Genomic DNA, 15,281 nt, shown 5'->3' with positions numbered 1-15,281 from the left:
AACAGCAATATTCCGGGTCTGTACGACTTGGTCCACCGTCTGACGGCGGCGGGCGGGGCGGTTGGATGGGGAAGGACGCCGAGTGACCCAGGATCGCACGACGGATCGGACGAACCGCGCAGGCCGCGCCGAACCGGACGGCACGTCGACCATGGACCTGAGCGGGCGGTGCGTCGGAAGCTCGTACGTGCTGCAACGCCCGATCGGCCAGGGCGCCACCGGCACGGTCTGGGAGGCCCTGGACCGCACCTCCGGCGAGTCGGTGGCGGTGAAGCTCCTGCACGAGAGCCTGCTGCGCCAGCCCAAGCTGGTCACCCGGTTCGTGCAGGAGCGCACCATCCTGCGGATGCTGCGCCACCGCAACGTCGTCCGGGTACGTGACCTGTTCAGCGTCGGCGAGACCCTGGGCCTCGTCATGGACCTGGTCGCCGGCGGCAACCTGCGCGACCTGTTGCGCGACGAGCACACCATCGCGCCCGGCGAGGCGGCCCGGCTGACCGCGCAGGTCGCCGCCGCGCTGGCCGAGGCGCACGAGCTCGGCGTGGTGCACCGCGACCTCAAACCGGACAACATCCTGCTCGACACCGGCGACGGCCCGCCCGAGACCCGGCTCACCGACTTCGGCGTGGCCCGCATCCTGAGCACGCCGAGCATGACCACGCCCAGCTCGGTCTTCGGCACGCCGCACTACATGTCGCCGGAGGCGTTCCGCGGGGCCACGGCCAGCCCCGCGACCGACGTGTACGCGTTCGGCGTGCTCCTCTACGAGCTGGTCAGCGGCCACCCGCCGTACCGCAGCGACTCGATCCCCGAGCTGATGCGCCTGCATCTGGAGGGGAACCCGGAGCGGCGGCCCGGCATCCCGGACGAGCTCTGGGACGTGATCACGGCCTGCATGGAGCAGAAGCCCCGGCTGCGCCCCACCGCCGCCGAGCTGGCGGCCGAGCTCTCCGATCTGGCGCGCGCCCTCGCCGGCACGTCAGCCCTGACACCACCCGAACCCGCCGCGGAACCCGTGGTGGCAGCGCCCCGCGAACCCGAAGTCCCACCGGCCCCGCCGAAGTCGCTGATCCCGCAGCCCCGGGAGCGGCGGCGCAACGACGTGCCGAACTGGCGGTGGGCCCGGCCCGGGGCGACGCTGCTGATGATCGCCGGGGCGATGGCGGTCTCCGCCGTCGTCACGACCGCCTGGAACATCGGGCGGGCCGACGGCGAGCCGCAGAGCATCACCGTGCCGCAGATCGTCACCGCGCCGGCCTCGCCGCAGCCGCGCCAGAAGCCCGCCGCCAAGTCCGCTCCCCGCCCCGCCGCCGTCACGTCCCAGGCCCGGGCCGGGAGCGACACCCGGGTGCGCCCGGGCCTGCCGGCCGTCGCCGTCACGGCCACCCCTTCGCCCGTACGCAAGAAGCCCGTGGCCCACACGCAGCCGCAACCGACCCGGTCACCGCAACCCGAGGCCCGGCCCTACGGCCCGTGGGCGTGCCGGCAGGCGTTCGCCATCGACTTCCGCAACCGGACCGGGGTCGGGATCAAGCCCTGCCAGATGCTCGGGCGTGACATCCAGTACCAGGCCTCGCTGACCGCGCCCGGCGGTGGCCGCGGCAGCATCACCGTCTCGCTGCAGGACGTCGGCACCGGCCGTACCGTCGACGGCCCGAAGACCTGCGACAGCCTGTCGTTCGACGGCAACGCCGACACCCGGACGTGCGGGCCGGCCGGTGCCCAGCCGGCCCGCGGTCACAGTTACGCCGTCGTCGTCTCCTACCGCTACGAACGCGACGGCCAGAGCCTCGCCAACGCCGCCAAGGGAGCGGCCTTCGAGTGGTGAGCCCGCTCAGTTGCCGACGGGATTCCATCCGTCGGTGCCGGCCAGATACTTCGGCGCGGTGTAGGTCGCCGCGTCGGCGTCGCTGAGCATCGGCCGGGTCGCGGCGTCGGTGACCGCCGCCCCCGGTCCGCTGTTGCGGTACTCGAAGAACCGCCCGGCGGTCCAGGTGGTGGTGGCGTCCCAGTTGTTCCACGGCTGGGCCACGTTGACGGCCGCGCCGAGGACGGAGTCACGCACCACGACCTGGGCCTGCCCGGTCGTGCTGTACGGCCGGCCCAGGTAGATCGAACTGGCCGGCCCGTCGGTGACGATCGTGCTCCCGGTGATGAGGAACCCGTACGGTGAGGCGCTGCTGACCGACGAGTCGGTCAGGCTGGCGCCGGGGCGGGACAGGACGTGGAACGTGCTGCGGTCGAAGACCGCCACCGCGCGGCCGAGCACCATGTCGGCGCCGCCCTCGACGTACGCCCGGCGGAAGTAGAGCCGGCTGAAGGTGGTCACGTTGGCCGTGCTGAGCAGCAGGGTCTGCTTGTCGCCGAGCAGGCGCACGTTGTCGAACACGTCCTTGTCGCCGCTCTTGACCTGCAGGGCCGTCGCCTGCGCGCCGGCCGACGCCACCCCGTTGGTGTTGGCGACGGTCAGGTTGCGCAGGGTCCACTGGTTGCCCGAGAGGGTCACCGTGGCCACGGCCCCGGTGCCGCCGGCGGTCAGAACCGTGTCGGCCGGATCGTCGGTCGCGCCGAGCAGGGTCACGCCGTACCGGTTGCCGCTGGTGACCGGGCCGGTGTAAGTGCCCGGCCTGATCAGCACCACGCGGTAGCCCTGGGTCGTGTAGTCGGCGTTGTCGGCGAGCAGTGCGATGCCGGCGGCCACCGTGGTGGCGTCGCCCGAGCCGTCCGCGGCCACCACGACGTCCACCTTGACCGGGGTCGCGGTCGCCGCGGCCGACGGGTCCGAGGCGTTGCCGGCGGTGTCCGTGGATACCACGGTGTACGAGTAGGCCGTGCCGGTCGCGACCGTGGTGTCCGCGTACGACGTGCCGGTGAGGCCGGTCGCGATCCGGGTCGGCGCGGCACCCCCGGCGGACCGGTAGACGTCGTAGCCGGCCAGGTCGCTGTCGCCCACCGCGGCCCAGGTGACGGTCACCGACCCCTTGCCCAGGACGGTGCGCAGCCCGCCGGGCACGGCCGGGGCGGTGCTGTCGCCGGGCGCCGGGGTGCCCTCGACCGGCGCCGAGACGGGCGACTCGTTGCCCGCGGTGTCGACGGCGGTGACCGTGTACCGGTAGGCGGTGCCGTTGTCGAGGCCGGTCACGGTGTAGCTGGTCCCGGTGAGCAGGGCGGCGTTGAGCGCGGTGGTGCCGCCGGCCGGGTACACGTTGTAGCCGGCCAGGTCGCTCTCCCGGTTGGCGGCCCAGGTCAGCGTCAGCCGTCCGTCGCCGGCGCCGGCCTTGAGCCCGGCCGGGGCCGCGGGCGGCGCGCCGTCGGCCGGGGTGGCCCGCACGGTCGCCGCCACCGAGCTGTTGCCGGCCTTGTCCACGGCCACCAGCGCGTAGGTGTACGTGGTGCCGTTGGCCAGCCCGGAGTCGGCGTAGGACGTGCCCTCCAGACCGGACGCGACCAGTGTGGCCGGGCCCGGGGTGACGGCGGTGCCGGCGGCGCGGTAGAGCCGGTACCCGGCCAGGTCGGCGTCGCCGGGCGCGGTCCAGCCCAGCTTGACCGACTTGTCGCCGGCGGTGGCGGTGAGCGTGCCGGGCGCACCCGGCGCGGTGACGTCGGCCGGCGCCGCCGGGGCGGGGACGGCCGGGTACCAGGTGCCGGCGCCGAGCCAGTCGGCGGCCGTCACGGTCACCGAGGCGGCCGGGCTGAGCTGGGGCCGGTTGTCGTTGACGGCGGCGCCCTCACCGGTGTTGGCGTACTCGGCCAGCCGGCCGAGGGTCCACGGTTCGCCGGCCGGTCCGGTGCCCCACGGCTTGGCGGCGTCCAGGCCCGCGCCGAGGACGGTGTCCCGGACGACCGCCTGGCCCACCGAGTTGGGGGTGTACTGGTCGCCCCAGGCCCGGTACGGGCGCCCGAGCTGCACCCCGGTCACACCGGCCGGCGTGACCACGGTGCTGTTGATCAACAGCATGCCCGGGAACGTGCTCGCGGTGCTCGGCGTGAGTACGGCGCCACCGCCGGCCTTGACCGTGATGGCCGTCTTGTTGATCACGAGGGTGGCCCGGCCCAGGACGATGTCGCTGGTCCCCTCGATGACCGAGTCGTCGATCATCTGCCGGGCCGCGGCCGTGTAGGTGGACGTGTCGGCGAAGACCGTGCGGTTGGTGCCCTTGAGCGCGACGTGCTGCAGCAGCACCTTGTCGCCGGTCATGGACACGGCCGGCGCGGCGCCGGACGGGGTGGTGTTCCGCACGGTCAGATCGCGGACCGTCACGCCCGAGCCGGTGACCGACAGCGCGGCGGTCGCGGTGCCGCTGGTGAGGACGACGTCGCCCGGATCCCCGGTCGCGCCGAGCAGGGTGACTCCGGCCTTGGACACGGTCACCGGCCCGGCGTAGGTGCCGGCGCCGACGGAGACCACCCAGTCCCTCGTGCCGGGGGCGGCGTCGAGGGCGGCCTGCAGGGTCGGATAGGTGCCGGTTCCGTCCGCGCGGACGGTGGCGTCCACCCGCAGCGCGGGCGTGGCGGTCACCGTCGCCGAGGCGGCGGAGACGTGCCCGGCGGCGTCGACGGCGGCCACCACGTAGCTGTAGGCGGTGCCGTTGGTCAGTCCGGTGTCGACCAGGCCGGCCCGGGTCAGCAGCGTGCCGCCGACGCGGTGGGCGGCGTCGACCGGCACCGCGCCGGTGCCCGTGGCCCGGTAGACGGCGTAGCCGGCGACGTCGGCCTCGGTGTTCTCGTCCCAGGTCAGCGAGACCTGCGCGGCGCCGCTCAGCGCGGTCACCCGGGCCGGGGCAGCGGGCGCCACGTCGTCCGTGGCGTCGGCGACCGGATCCCAGCCGTCCGTGCCGGCGAGGTACTTCGCGGCCGTACGGGCGGTGGCGTCGTTGTCGGACAGCTGCGGCCGGTTGCCGTTGACAGTCGCGCCGGCGCCGGTGTTGCGGTACTCGGTGAAGCGTCCGTCGGACCACGTGAGCGGCGCGAAATCGGCCCACGGCCTGGCCGCGTCGATGCCGTCGTTGATCGTGGTGTCGCGGATCGTGAGCTGGCCACGGGAGTTGTCCGGCTGAGTGCCGTCGGCCCAGCCCTGCCACGGCCGGCCGAGGGAGAACGTGCCGGCGTCGTTGGCGCTGACGATCCGGCTGCCGGTCACCAGGTAGCCGTTCGGGTTCTTCGAGGCCGTGCTGGGCGCGAAGATCGTGCCGCCGTTGTGCGCGGTGGCGTGGATCGTGACCCGGTCGAAGACGGCGGTGGCGCGGCCGAAGACGAAGTCGACGTTGCCCTCGATGAAGCTGTCGTAGTAATACTGCCGGGCGTAGCCGGCGCCGGTGGCCGAGATCGCGCCGGCCGAGTCGGCCAGCAGGGTGTCCTGCACGCCGAGCAGGCGGACGTTGCGGTAGACCTGCCGGTCGCCGGTGGCCCGCAGCGCCACCGCCTGGGTGTTGTAGTTGCCGATCTCCGGGTGCTTGGCCGAGTCGAACGTGTTGGCGATCGTCAGGTCGCGGACCGTCACGTTGCTCGCGGTGACGGCGACGGTGAAGCTGCCGGAGGTGCCGCAGGTGGCGGTCGTGACGGTCGGGCAGGTGGCCGGACCGGCCGGGGTGCCGTTGGCGTTGTCGAAGGTCAGCACGACGTCCCGGGCGTCGCCGGAGGCGCCGGCGATCACCAGGTAGGGCTTGGTGACCGTCACCACCTGCCGGTAGGAGCCGGGCTTGACGAGGATGACCGTCGGCTTGGCGGCGGTGCCGGCCGGCGCGGCGTTCACCGCGGCCTGCAGCGTCGCGTAGTCGCCGCTGCCGTCGGCGGCGACGGTCAGGTCGGCGACCAGCGGCACCGGGTTCGGGGTGGCGGTGACCGGGGCGGACGCGGCGGCGGCGTTCCCGGCGGCGTCGACCGCGACGACGGTGTACGTGTACGCGGTGCCGTTGGTGACGGCCTTGTCGGCGTACCCCGCCTTGGTGACCGTGGCCACCGGTTGGTCGGCCCGGTAGACCCGGTAGGCGACGACGTCGCTCTCGGTGCTGTCGTTCCAGGCGAGGTTGACCACCTTGTCACCCCCGCCGGCGACCAGACCGGTGACCGGGGCCGGCGCGACGTCCGGCGCGGCGTCGGCGACCGGGTTCCAGCCGTCCGTGCCGGCCAGGTACGCCGTGGCGGTGTACTCCTTGGCCTGTTCCGCGGTCAGCTGCGGCCGGCCGGCCGTGGCGGCGGTGGTGCTGCCGGGGCCGGTGTTGGCGTACTCGGCGAACCGGGCGGTGCGCCAGTCGGTGACGACGCCGCTGTTGACCATGTCGGTCCAGGTGGCGCTGGTGCTGACCACCGGACCCAGCCAGCTGTCGCGGACCACGACCTGGCCGCGCGCGTTGTCGTCCTTGACACTCGTGCCGTCGGCCTGGGCCTTGCCGGGCTGCCAGGGGCGCCCGAGGTTCTGCGAGCCGTCCGGGGCGTTGCCGATGATCCGGCTGTCGGTGATCAGGAAGCCGTACTTCTGGCCGATGTCGGTGCTGGCCGCGGTCACCGCCCCGTTCGGGGAGGTGGCGTGGTCGAGGGCCTTCAGCGTGCTGTGGTCGAAGACCGCGGTGGCCCGGCCGAACAGGAAGTCGACGTCACCCTCGATCCAGGCGTCGTGGAAGTAGACGCGGGACGCGACGGTGGTGCCCGGCGAGTTGGCGTAGAGGGTGTCCTGGTTGCCGAGCAGCCGCACGTTGTCGAAGACCAGCTTGTCGCCGACCGTGCGCAGGGCCACCGCCTGCCCGTTGGCGTAGGTGCCTTCCTTGTACGAGTTCTGGATGGTCAGATCGCGCATCTGCACCGAGTTGCCGGTGACGACCACGGTGGCGCTGCCGGACGTGCCGTAGGTGGCTACGGTGCCGTCCTCGTTGGGCGCGGCGCCCGGGATCGGGGTCCCCGCGGCCCGGTTGCCGTTCACGACGACGTCGGTGGCGGCGCCGGTGGCGCCGACGACGATGACGTACGGCTTGGCGATCGTGAGGTATTCGTCGTACGTGCCCTTGGCCACCGAGATGACTGTCGGGTCGGTCGCGGTGCCGGCCGGTGCGGCGGCGAGCGCGGCGGTGATCGTGGTGAAGACGGTCTTCCCGTCGGGGGTGGCCGCCGGGTCGACGGTGAGGTCGGCGACCAGCGGGGCGGCCTCGACCGTGACCGTGGCGCCGATGGTGGCCGGCGACTCGGCGCCGCCGCGGGAGACCGCGGTCACGGCGTACGAGTAACTCTGGCCGTTTGTCACTGTGGTGTCGCTGAAGGCCGGCGAGACGACGCCGGCGATCTTCGTCAACGCGCCGGTGCCGGCGTCCGCCCGGTAGACGTTCCAGCCGATGACGTCCGCCGAGGGGTCGTCGTTCCAGGTCAGGTGGACGACCCGGGTGTCGGCGGCGGCGGCCAGCCCGGTCGGCGAGGCCGGCGCGGTGGTGCTGGCGGGCAGCATCGGGCTCCAGCCGTCGCTGCCGGCGAGGTACTTGGCCGGGGTGGCGTTGGCCGCCTGCGAGGCGGTCAGCTGGGGCCGGTTGGCGTTCAGCGTCGCGCCGGGGCCGATGGTGGCGTACTCGGCGAAGCGGGCGTCCTGCCACCGGAAGTTGACCTTGACGCCGCTGGAGTTCGCGGTCGCCATGTCCTCCCACGGCGCGTCGGTCGCGACGGCGGCCGGCAGCCAGGTGTTGACGACGTTGACCGAGCCGATCGCGTCCGGGTCGGCGCTCGGGTGCCAGGGCCGGCCCAGGTGCACGGTGCCGGCCGGGGCGGAGCTGACGACCTTGCTGTCGACGATCAGGAACCCGTACTTGCTGCCCTTGTCGGTGCTGGCCGCGGTGATCGCGCCGTTGTCGGACTTGCCGCGGTCGAGCGAGCGCAGGGTCACCCGGTCGAACACGGCGTCGGCCGCGCCGAAGATGTAGTCGACGTCGCCCTCGATGTAGCTGTTCACGTAGTACTGCCGCGAGCGCGTGGTCGGCTTGGGCGTGTCGGCGAGCAGCGTGTCCTGGTTGCCGATCAGCCGCACGTGGTCGCCGGTGAACCGGTCGCCCTCGACCCGCAGCGCGACGGCCTGCTGGTTGGTGATCTCGGGGTGCGCCTTCTCGTCGAACGTGTTGGCCACGGTCAGGTTGCGCAGCGTCACGTTCTTGGCGGAGACGAAGACGGTCGCGCTGTCCGCGGTCCCGTAGGTGCCGCCGGCCGGGTCGGGCGTGCCGGACGCCTTGTCGTCGGCGATGACGACCTCGGCCGGGTCGCCGGTGGCGCCGGCCAGTACCACGTTGGGCGACGTGATCTCGAAGGTCTCGTGGTACGTGCCGGGCGCGATGATGATCATCGTCGGCTGCAGGTTCGTGGCCGGGATCGACGCCAGCGCCGCCGTCACCGTGCGGTAGGCGCCGTTCGCGCCGTCCGGTGCGACGTACAGGTTGACGTAGTCGACGGGCAGCGCGACCGGGTCGGTGACCGAGGTGGCCGACGCCGCGCCGGACGTGGCGGAGACGTTGCCGACCAGGTCCAGAGCGGTCAGCTTGTAGTACTGCGCGACGCCCTTGGGGGCGCTGGTGTCGGTGAACGTGGGCGCCGTACCGGCCTTGGCCGCGGTGAGCGTGCCGATCAGGACGTAGCTGCCGCCGCTGCTCGACGAGCGAGTGATGTTGTAGCCGGCGAGGTCGGTCTCCTTGTTGGCGGCCCAGGTCAGAGTGATGCCGTGGGCCGCGCTCGGCGCCGCCTTGAGGCCGCTGGGCGCGGCCGGCTTCACCATCGGGTTGGCCGCGGTGACCGCCGAGTAGGAGGAGACGTTGCCGGAGGTGTCGACCGCGCGGATCCGGAAGTAGGCGCGGGTCCCCTCGGTGATCGAGGGGTCGGTGAACGTGGTGGCGGTGAACGAGGCGCCCGCGGCCGGCAGGTAGGGGACGTAGACCTCGTCGCCGTTGCGCTTCTGCACGGTGTAGCCGGCGAGGTCGGTCTCCTTGTTCGCCGCCCAGGTCACCGTCATGCCGACGGTGGCGACAGTGGCCTTGGCGGACGAGGGCGCGGCCGGTGCCTTCGTGTCCACGGCAAGCGTGACGGAGGCCGAGGCGGGCGCGGAGGCCCCGGCCGCGTTGACGGCGGTGAGCCGGTAGTACGACGTCGCGCCGGCCGGCGCGGTGGCGTCGGTCAGCGTGGTGCCGGTGACCGGGGCGCCGGTCAGGGCGGTGAACGGGCCGGACGCGGCGGCCGCCCGCGAGACGACGTAGCCGGTGGTCGTCTTGGTGGCGTTGGCGGTCCAGGTCAGCACGACGCCGCCGGTGCTGCCGGCGACCGCCTTGAAACCGGCCGGGGTGGGCGGCACGGCCGTGGTGTCGACCGGGCGGGTGGCCGACCCGGTCGCCGGGCTGGAGGCGTTGTCGCTGGTGTCGACCGCGGTGACCCGGTAGAAGGACGGCGCGCCGGTGGGCGCGGCCAGGTCGGTGTAGGCCGTCGTGGTCAGCGGGCTCGGGGTCAGCCGGCTGTAGGTGCCGCTGGACGAGTCCGATCGGTAGACCAGGTAACCCTTCAGGTCGGCCGCTTCCACGGCGGACCAGGTCAGCGTGATGCCACCGGTGGCGGCGGTCAGCTTCAGGCCGCCCGGCTTGGCCGGCGGCGTGGTGTCTTTGGGGATCGCCACCGAGGCCGAGGCCGGGGCCGAGGAACCGGCCGCGTTGACCGCGGTGAGCCGGTAGTACGCGGTCGCCCCGGCCGGCGCGGTGGCGTCGGTGTAGCTGGTGCCGGTGACCGGGGCCGCGGTCAGGTTCACGAACGGGCCGGCCGCCGCGGTGGCCCGGGCCACGACGTAGCCGGAGGTGGTGGTGCCCGCGTTGGCGGTCCAGGTCAGCGTGGCGCCGCCGGAGGACGGGGCGGTCGCCTTGAATCCGGTGGGCACCGGCGGCGCGGTGGCGGCGCCGGCCGGCCGGGCCGCCGAGGCGGTCGCCGCCGACGAGAGGTTGCCGCTGCGGTCCACCGCCGTGACCCGGTAGTACGACGTGGCGCCGGCCGGCGCGGACGAGTCGAGGTAGGACGTCGCCGTGTACGGGCTCGCCGTGAGCTGGCTGAAGGTGCCGCCCGAGGAGGACGACCGGGACACCACGTAGCCGGCGAAGTCCGGCACGTCGTCCACGGCGGTCCAGCTCACGGCGACGCCGGCCGAGGTCGCCGACAGTTTCAGGCCGTCCGGCTTGTCCGGCGCGTCGGTGTCGGCGGTCTTCACGGTGACCGTGCTCGACGGCTTGGACACGTTGCCGCTGCGATCGGCGGCGGCGACCGCGTAGTAGTACGTCTTACCCGCGGCGGCCGTGGTGTCGGTGAACGTCAACGCGGACGTCGTGGTGCCGAGCAGGTCGGTGGCGGCCACGATGGTCTTGGCCGTCGACCGGTAGACCCGGTAGCCCGCCGTGTCCGATGCCGACACCTTGCCCCAGCTGACGGACACGCCGACCTGGCCGTAGTACGCGGTCTTCAGGCTGCCGGGGGTCCCCGGAGGGGTGGTGTCGGTGGCCGCCGAGGCCGCGGTCATCCCCAAGGCCGCCGTGCCGGCGACGGTGAGCAGGGCGACCATGGCGGCCGATCGTGGGTGGTGCGACATGGGGCTCTCTTCTGTTCATGACGTACGCGCCGGAGGCGGGAACGATCAATGATCACCGGTGAAGTGACTGAGAGTTAAATCCTGAGCGCGAATATGGAGGTCGGTACGGTCGAACGCGGCCGTCCGTCACTCAGAGTCGCCGAATTGATCAGCAAGTCGGGCCGAGGCGGACCACGCCGGCACCGTCCCGGCCGATGGACAAACGGGCGGCGATGTGACCCGGGAATTCGGTCGCGGCTCCGCGCGTTTCCGCCTACCGTGATCCGCATGTTCGCACTCGGTCCGCAGCTGCCCTCGTCGGTGGCTCCCGTGTGCGTTCCGGTCGATACCCGAATCTGACCCTTCCCCATCAGCAGCAGAACCGCGGGGGAAGGGTGGATCCGCCGCGCGCGGTTCTGGCGCGCTCTGCCCGGCAAACAGGGCGCGCACCTCAAAAATGCCTCGCATCCAGTGAGGATTGAGTCAAGACCATGGCGAAGAGCCAGTTCATCCGTACGAAGCCGCACGTCAACATCGGCACGATGGGTCACGTCGACCACGGCAAGACGACCCTGACCGCCGCCATCACGAAGGTCCTGGCCGACCGCGACCCGGCAACCAACCGGTACGTGGCGTTCGAGGGCATCGACAAGGCACCGGAGGAGGCGGCCCGCGGCATCACCATCACCATCGCGCACGTCGAGTACGAGACGCCGAACCGGCACTACGCGCACGTCGACATGCCCGGCCACGCCGACTACGTGAAGAACATGATCACGGGGGCGGCCCAGGTCGACGGGGCGATCCTCGTCGTCAGCGCGCAGGACGGCTCGATGCCGCAGACCCGCGAGCACGTGCTGCTGGCCCAGCGGGTCGGCGTGCCGTACCTGGTGGTGGCGCTCAACAAGAGCGACGCCGTCGACGACCCGGAGCTGCTCGACCTGGTCGAGCTCGAGGTGCGGGAGCTGCTGTCCGAGTACGGCTTCCCGGGCGACGAGGTGCCGGTGGTGCGCGTGAGCGCGCTGAAGGCGCTCGAGGGGGACCCGACGTGGGTGGCCTCCATCGGCGAGCTGCTGGACGCGGTCGACGACTACGTGCCGGTGCCGCCGCGCGACCTCGACGTGCCGTTCCTGATGCCGATCGAGAACGTGCTCACGATCAGCGGGCGCGGGACGGTCGTCACCGGCAAGGTGGAGCGCGGCACGCTGCGCCTCGGCGAGCCGGTCGAGGTGGTCGGGCTCGGCCCGACGGTCACCTCGGTGGCCATCGGGATGGAGACGTTCGGCAAGTCGCTGACCACGGCCGAGGCCGGCGACAACGCGGCCATCCTGCTGCGTGGCGTCAAGCGCGACCAGGTGGAGCGCGGCCAGGTGGTCGCGGTTCCGGGGTCGGTGACGCCGCACCAGAAGTTCGAGGCCCGCATGTACGCGTTGACGCGGGAGGAGGGTGGCCGGCACACGCCGTTCGAGACGAACTACCGGCCGCAGTTCTACTTCCACACCACGGACGTGTCCGGCGGTCTCGACCTGGGCGACCGTGACCTGGTGATGCCCGGCGACACGCTGGACAAGGTCACGGTGACCCTGGGCAAGCCGGTCGCGCTCGAGGTGGGCCTCGGCTTCGCGGTCCGCGAGGGCAACCGCACGGTCGCCGCCGGCACGGTGACCGCCCTGCTCGACTGAGGCGACGACGGCCCCGGCCTTTTCCCAGGCCAGGGCCGTCTATCGTTGCCGGGTGATGTTGCCGCTGCCCGAGGGCGAGTTCGACGCGTACCTGTTCGACTGCGACGGCACGATCGCCGACTCGATGCCGATCCACTACAAGGCGTGGCAGCAGGCGCTCGAGGAGTGGGGCGCCGACTTCGGCGAGGAGCTGTTCTACGCCTGGGGCGGCCGTACGCCGGTGGCGGTGATCCAGGAGCTCAACGCGCGGCAGGGCCTGGCGATGCCGGTCGACGCCGTGAACGAGCGCCGCGAACAGGTCTTCCGGGAGCTGCTGCCGACCGTCGCCGCGGTGCCCGAGGTCCTGGAGCACATCGAGGAGGCGTACGGCCGCGTGCCTTTCGCCGTCGTCTCCGGCAGCAGCCGCGAGTCGGTGACCGCCTCGCTCACGGCGCTGGGCCTGCTCGACCGCTTCGACGTCATGGTCTGCGCCGGCGAATACCTCAACGGCAAACCCGACCCGGAGTGCTTCCTCACAGCGGCCGCGGCCCTCGGCGTCGCCCCCGAGCGCTGCGTCGTGTTCGAGGACGCCGATCTCGGCCTACAGGCCGCCGCCGCAGCCGGGATGCAGGCGGTCCGGGTGGCCCCACCGTGGCAGCGGCACCCCGCCGTCATCGATTGACCGGCACGATGGGTAGCCCGCCTTCATCAGCGCGGTGACCGGTCTGATCCTCGCGCTGATGCAGGGCTGAAATCCGTCAGCTCAGGCGCAGATAGTCGAGGTTGAAGCCGCCCGTTTCGCAGTGGAGGGTGAGCAGCTGGTCGCCGGCGGACAGGGTCACCGGGACGTGGATGGACTGGTAGGTGGCCCAGCCGCCGGTGGCGGGGACTGAGGCGGTGGCCAGGGTGGCGCCGGAGGCGTCGCGGAACGAGAGGGCGTCGGCGGCCTCGGCGCCGGTGCCGTTGGCCGCGCGGAGCTCCAGGTCGTAGGTGCCCGGTTGGGCCACGTCGACGCGGTAGCTGAGCCAGTTGCCGGGGGCGGTCCAGCCGATGTTCCGGCCGCCGCTGGCCGAGGGGTTGCTCTCGACGAAGTTGGCGCCGCCCTCGGTCCAGCCGTTCTGGGCCGCGTACGACTCGGCCTCCACCCGGGTGCCGATCGGGGCGCCGCGTGGGGCCACCGTCACCGCGACCGTCACCGAGTCGCGGGCGGCGCCGTCGGTGACGTGGAAGGTGAGCCGCTGGGTGCCGGCGGCAGTCGGTTTCAGGGTGACCACGCCGGTGGCCGCGTCGAGGGAGACGCCGGGCGGCAGATCGGTGGCGTAGAAGGCGAGCCGGTCACGATCGCGGTCGGTCGCCGACAGGCGGAACAGGGTGGTCGCGTACTGGTCGGCGGTCAGGGCCGGCACCTCCCGCAGAACCGGTGCGTGGTTGCGGTGGGCGGCGGGAACCTCGGCTTTCCAGCGGTACGTGGCGTACGCGCCGGCCGGCACGGAGACGACGAAGTCCCGGCCGGCGAGCACGATCCGTACCCGGGAAGCCTCGGTGTTGCCGTTGGCCAGGATGGCGGTGAACCGGTCGCCGTCGCGGTAGACGACGTTGCTGACGCCGGCCGACGGGGCGCTCGACTCGACGCGGACGTCGCCGGGGGACAGGTAGCGGGCGAACTGGCCCAGCGGGTAGAGCTCATCGCGTACCGAAGCGGTCCTGGTCTCGGTGTTGACCTTGACCAGGCGATCGGGCCATTTGGTGGTACGGCCGATCTCCTCCCAGTCGACGTTGTTGTCCCGCTTGTCGGTCCAGTGCAGGGTGCCGCCGGTCTGGTCGGTGGCCTGCGCCCACAGGGTGTAGCTGCTCGCGTTCAGCCGGAAGTAGCTCAGGACCGTGGCCGGGTTGAGGTCGCTGGTCTCGGTCATGTGCACCGGCTTGCGGAACTCCTGGTAGGCGTCGCGCATCACGGTGGGATCGCCCCAGTACGGGTGGAAGGCGATGCCGTCGGCCGCCTGCCGGGTCGCCGGGTCGTTGAAGATCCGGTGGTAGTTCTTGGTGGCGGTGCTGTTCGGGTCGCGCCAGTCCCAGAAGTTGAAGTCGTGCACGTACAGCCGCGTCCCGAGCCGGGCCTTACGCAGTTCGCGCTTGATGGCGACGGCGAGCTTCTGCTGCTGCTCGACGCTGATGTCCATCGCGGGGTAGACGACGTCCATGCCGGGCTCGTTGAGCAGAGTGAGGGCGTCGACGTCGATGCCGTGCCGGGCGTACGCCTGCACGTACTTGACGTAGTAACGGGCGAACACGTCGACGCAGTCGTCACGCAGCTTGCCGACCTGGTAGTGCTCGGTGGCGCTGCCCGGCTTGACGGCGACCTCGCCGGTGAACCGGTTGTTGGTCTTCATCCAGGCCGGGGCGCTCCACGCGGAGGCGAAGAAGGTGGCCCGCGGGTTGTACTTCTGGATCAGCTTGACGGTGTCGACCATGTGCAGGTCGAGGTCGCGCTGGATGGAGAAGTACTTGAGGTCGAAGTCGCTGGTCACGCCGGCCGGCAGCTCGTCGTACGACCAGAACGGCAGGTGCTCGATCAGGTCGGGGCTGCCGATGGTGAGCCGGAACCGGTCGAAGCCGGCCCCGGTGCGTGGATCGGCGAGCAGGCGGATGGTGCGCTCGCGCTCGGCCGGCGTCAGCTTCCACAGGTTGGAGACGCTGGTCTCGTCGATGGAGAAGCCGATGCCCGCGTAGCGCTGCCGCTCCTGCGAGGGGTCGATCACGACGGTGGCGTCGGCCGCCTTGCCGGGCAGCGCGCCCGGAAGGGGCTCCCACTGGTGGTCGGCGCCGGTCGAGTAGGTGCCGGTCACCTGAACGCCGTGCCGGCCGCCCGCCGTCGCCGGCGGCGCCACGGTCAGCGTCATCGCGACGGCCAGCGCCGCGGTCACCGTTCGGTTCGCCCGGCGTCCCCGCGCGCCGCTTCCTTGCGTTCTGTTGCCTCGCACCCGGCCTCCTCGCGCCCTGCCACGCTGCATCGACGAATGGGCATTCGTCTATCGAACGGAGTTTATTAAGGGCTTTAACTAACG

Annotated in this window: 5 protein-coding genes; 3 read left to right on the top strand and 2 right to left on the bottom strand. The window is 72.2% G+C overall.

Features of this window, described 5'->3' with window-relative positions:
* Positions 1 to 82 precede the first annotated feature (82 nt).
* On the top strand, positions 83 to 1,828 hold the full coding sequence (locus AB0C26_RS02305) for a protein kinase (protein WP_360240182.1): 1,746 nt from the start codon (positions 83 to 85) through the stop codon (positions 1,826 to 1,828).
* A 6-nt stretch (positions 1,829 to 1,834) separates the two neighbouring features.
* On the opposite strand, the gene AB0C26_RS02300 is transcribed toward AB0C26_RS02305, so the two are convergent.
* Entirely contained in the window at positions 1,835 to 10,576 is an 8,742-nt protein-coding gene (locus AB0C26_RS02300; RefSeq protein WP_360240179.1) for a pectinesterase family protein, read from the bottom strand.
* A 470-nt stretch (positions 10,577 to 11,046) separates the two neighbouring features.
* On the opposite strand from AB0C26_RS02300, the gene tuf reads away from it, so the two are divergent.
* Both tuf and AB0C26_RS02290 read left to right on the top strand, forming a co-directional pair.
* Positions 11,047 to 12,237 carry an elongation factor Tu gene (tuf, locus tag AB0C26_RS02295; protein ID WP_360240176.1) on the top strand — a complete coding sequence of 397 codons (1,191 nt, stop codon included), beginning with the start codon at positions 11,047 to 11,049 and terminating at the stop codon, positions 12,235 to 12,237.
* A 55-nt stretch (positions 12,238 to 12,292) separates the two neighbouring features.
* A complete protein-coding gene (locus AB0C26_RS02290) occupies positions 12,293 to 12,898 on the top strand; it encodes an HAD family phosphatase (RefSeq protein ID WP_360243466.1) in 606 nt (201 codons plus the stop codon).
* A 76-nt stretch (positions 12,899 to 12,974) separates the two neighbouring features.
* On the opposite strand, the gene AB0C26_RS02285 is transcribed toward AB0C26_RS02290, so the two are convergent.
* Positions 12,975 to 15,140: a carbohydrate-binding protein gene (locus AB0C26_RS02285; RefSeq protein WP_360240173.1), complete on the bottom strand. Its 2,166-nt coding sequence runs from the start codon at positions 15,138 to 15,140 to the stop codon at positions 12,975 to 12,977.
* Between the last annotated feature and the right edge of the window lie 141 nt (positions 15,141 to 15,281).

Origin of the sequence: Actinoplanes sp. NPDC048796 (assembly GCF_040650035.1) — a bacterium.
Taxonomy (GTDB): Bacteria; Actinomycetota; Actinomycetes; order Mycobacteriales; family Micromonosporaceae; genus Actinoplanes.
This window is presented reverse-complemented; position numbering and strand designations above follow the sequence as displayed.

Excerpts from the sequence above, each read along its gene's own strand:
- AB0C26_RS02300 (WP_360240179.1), bottom strand. The coding sequence starts at position 10,576 with ATGTCGCACCACCCACGATCGGCCGCCATGGTCGCCCTGCTCACCGTC.
- AB0C26_RS02290 (WP_360243466.1), top strand. The coding sequence starts at position 12,293 with ATGTTGCCGCTGCCCGAGGGCGAGTTCGACGCGTACCTGTTCGACTGC.
- tuf (WP_360240176.1), top strand. The coding sequence starts at position 11,047 with ATGGCGAAGAGCCAGTTCATCCGTACGAAGCCGCACGTCAACATCGGC.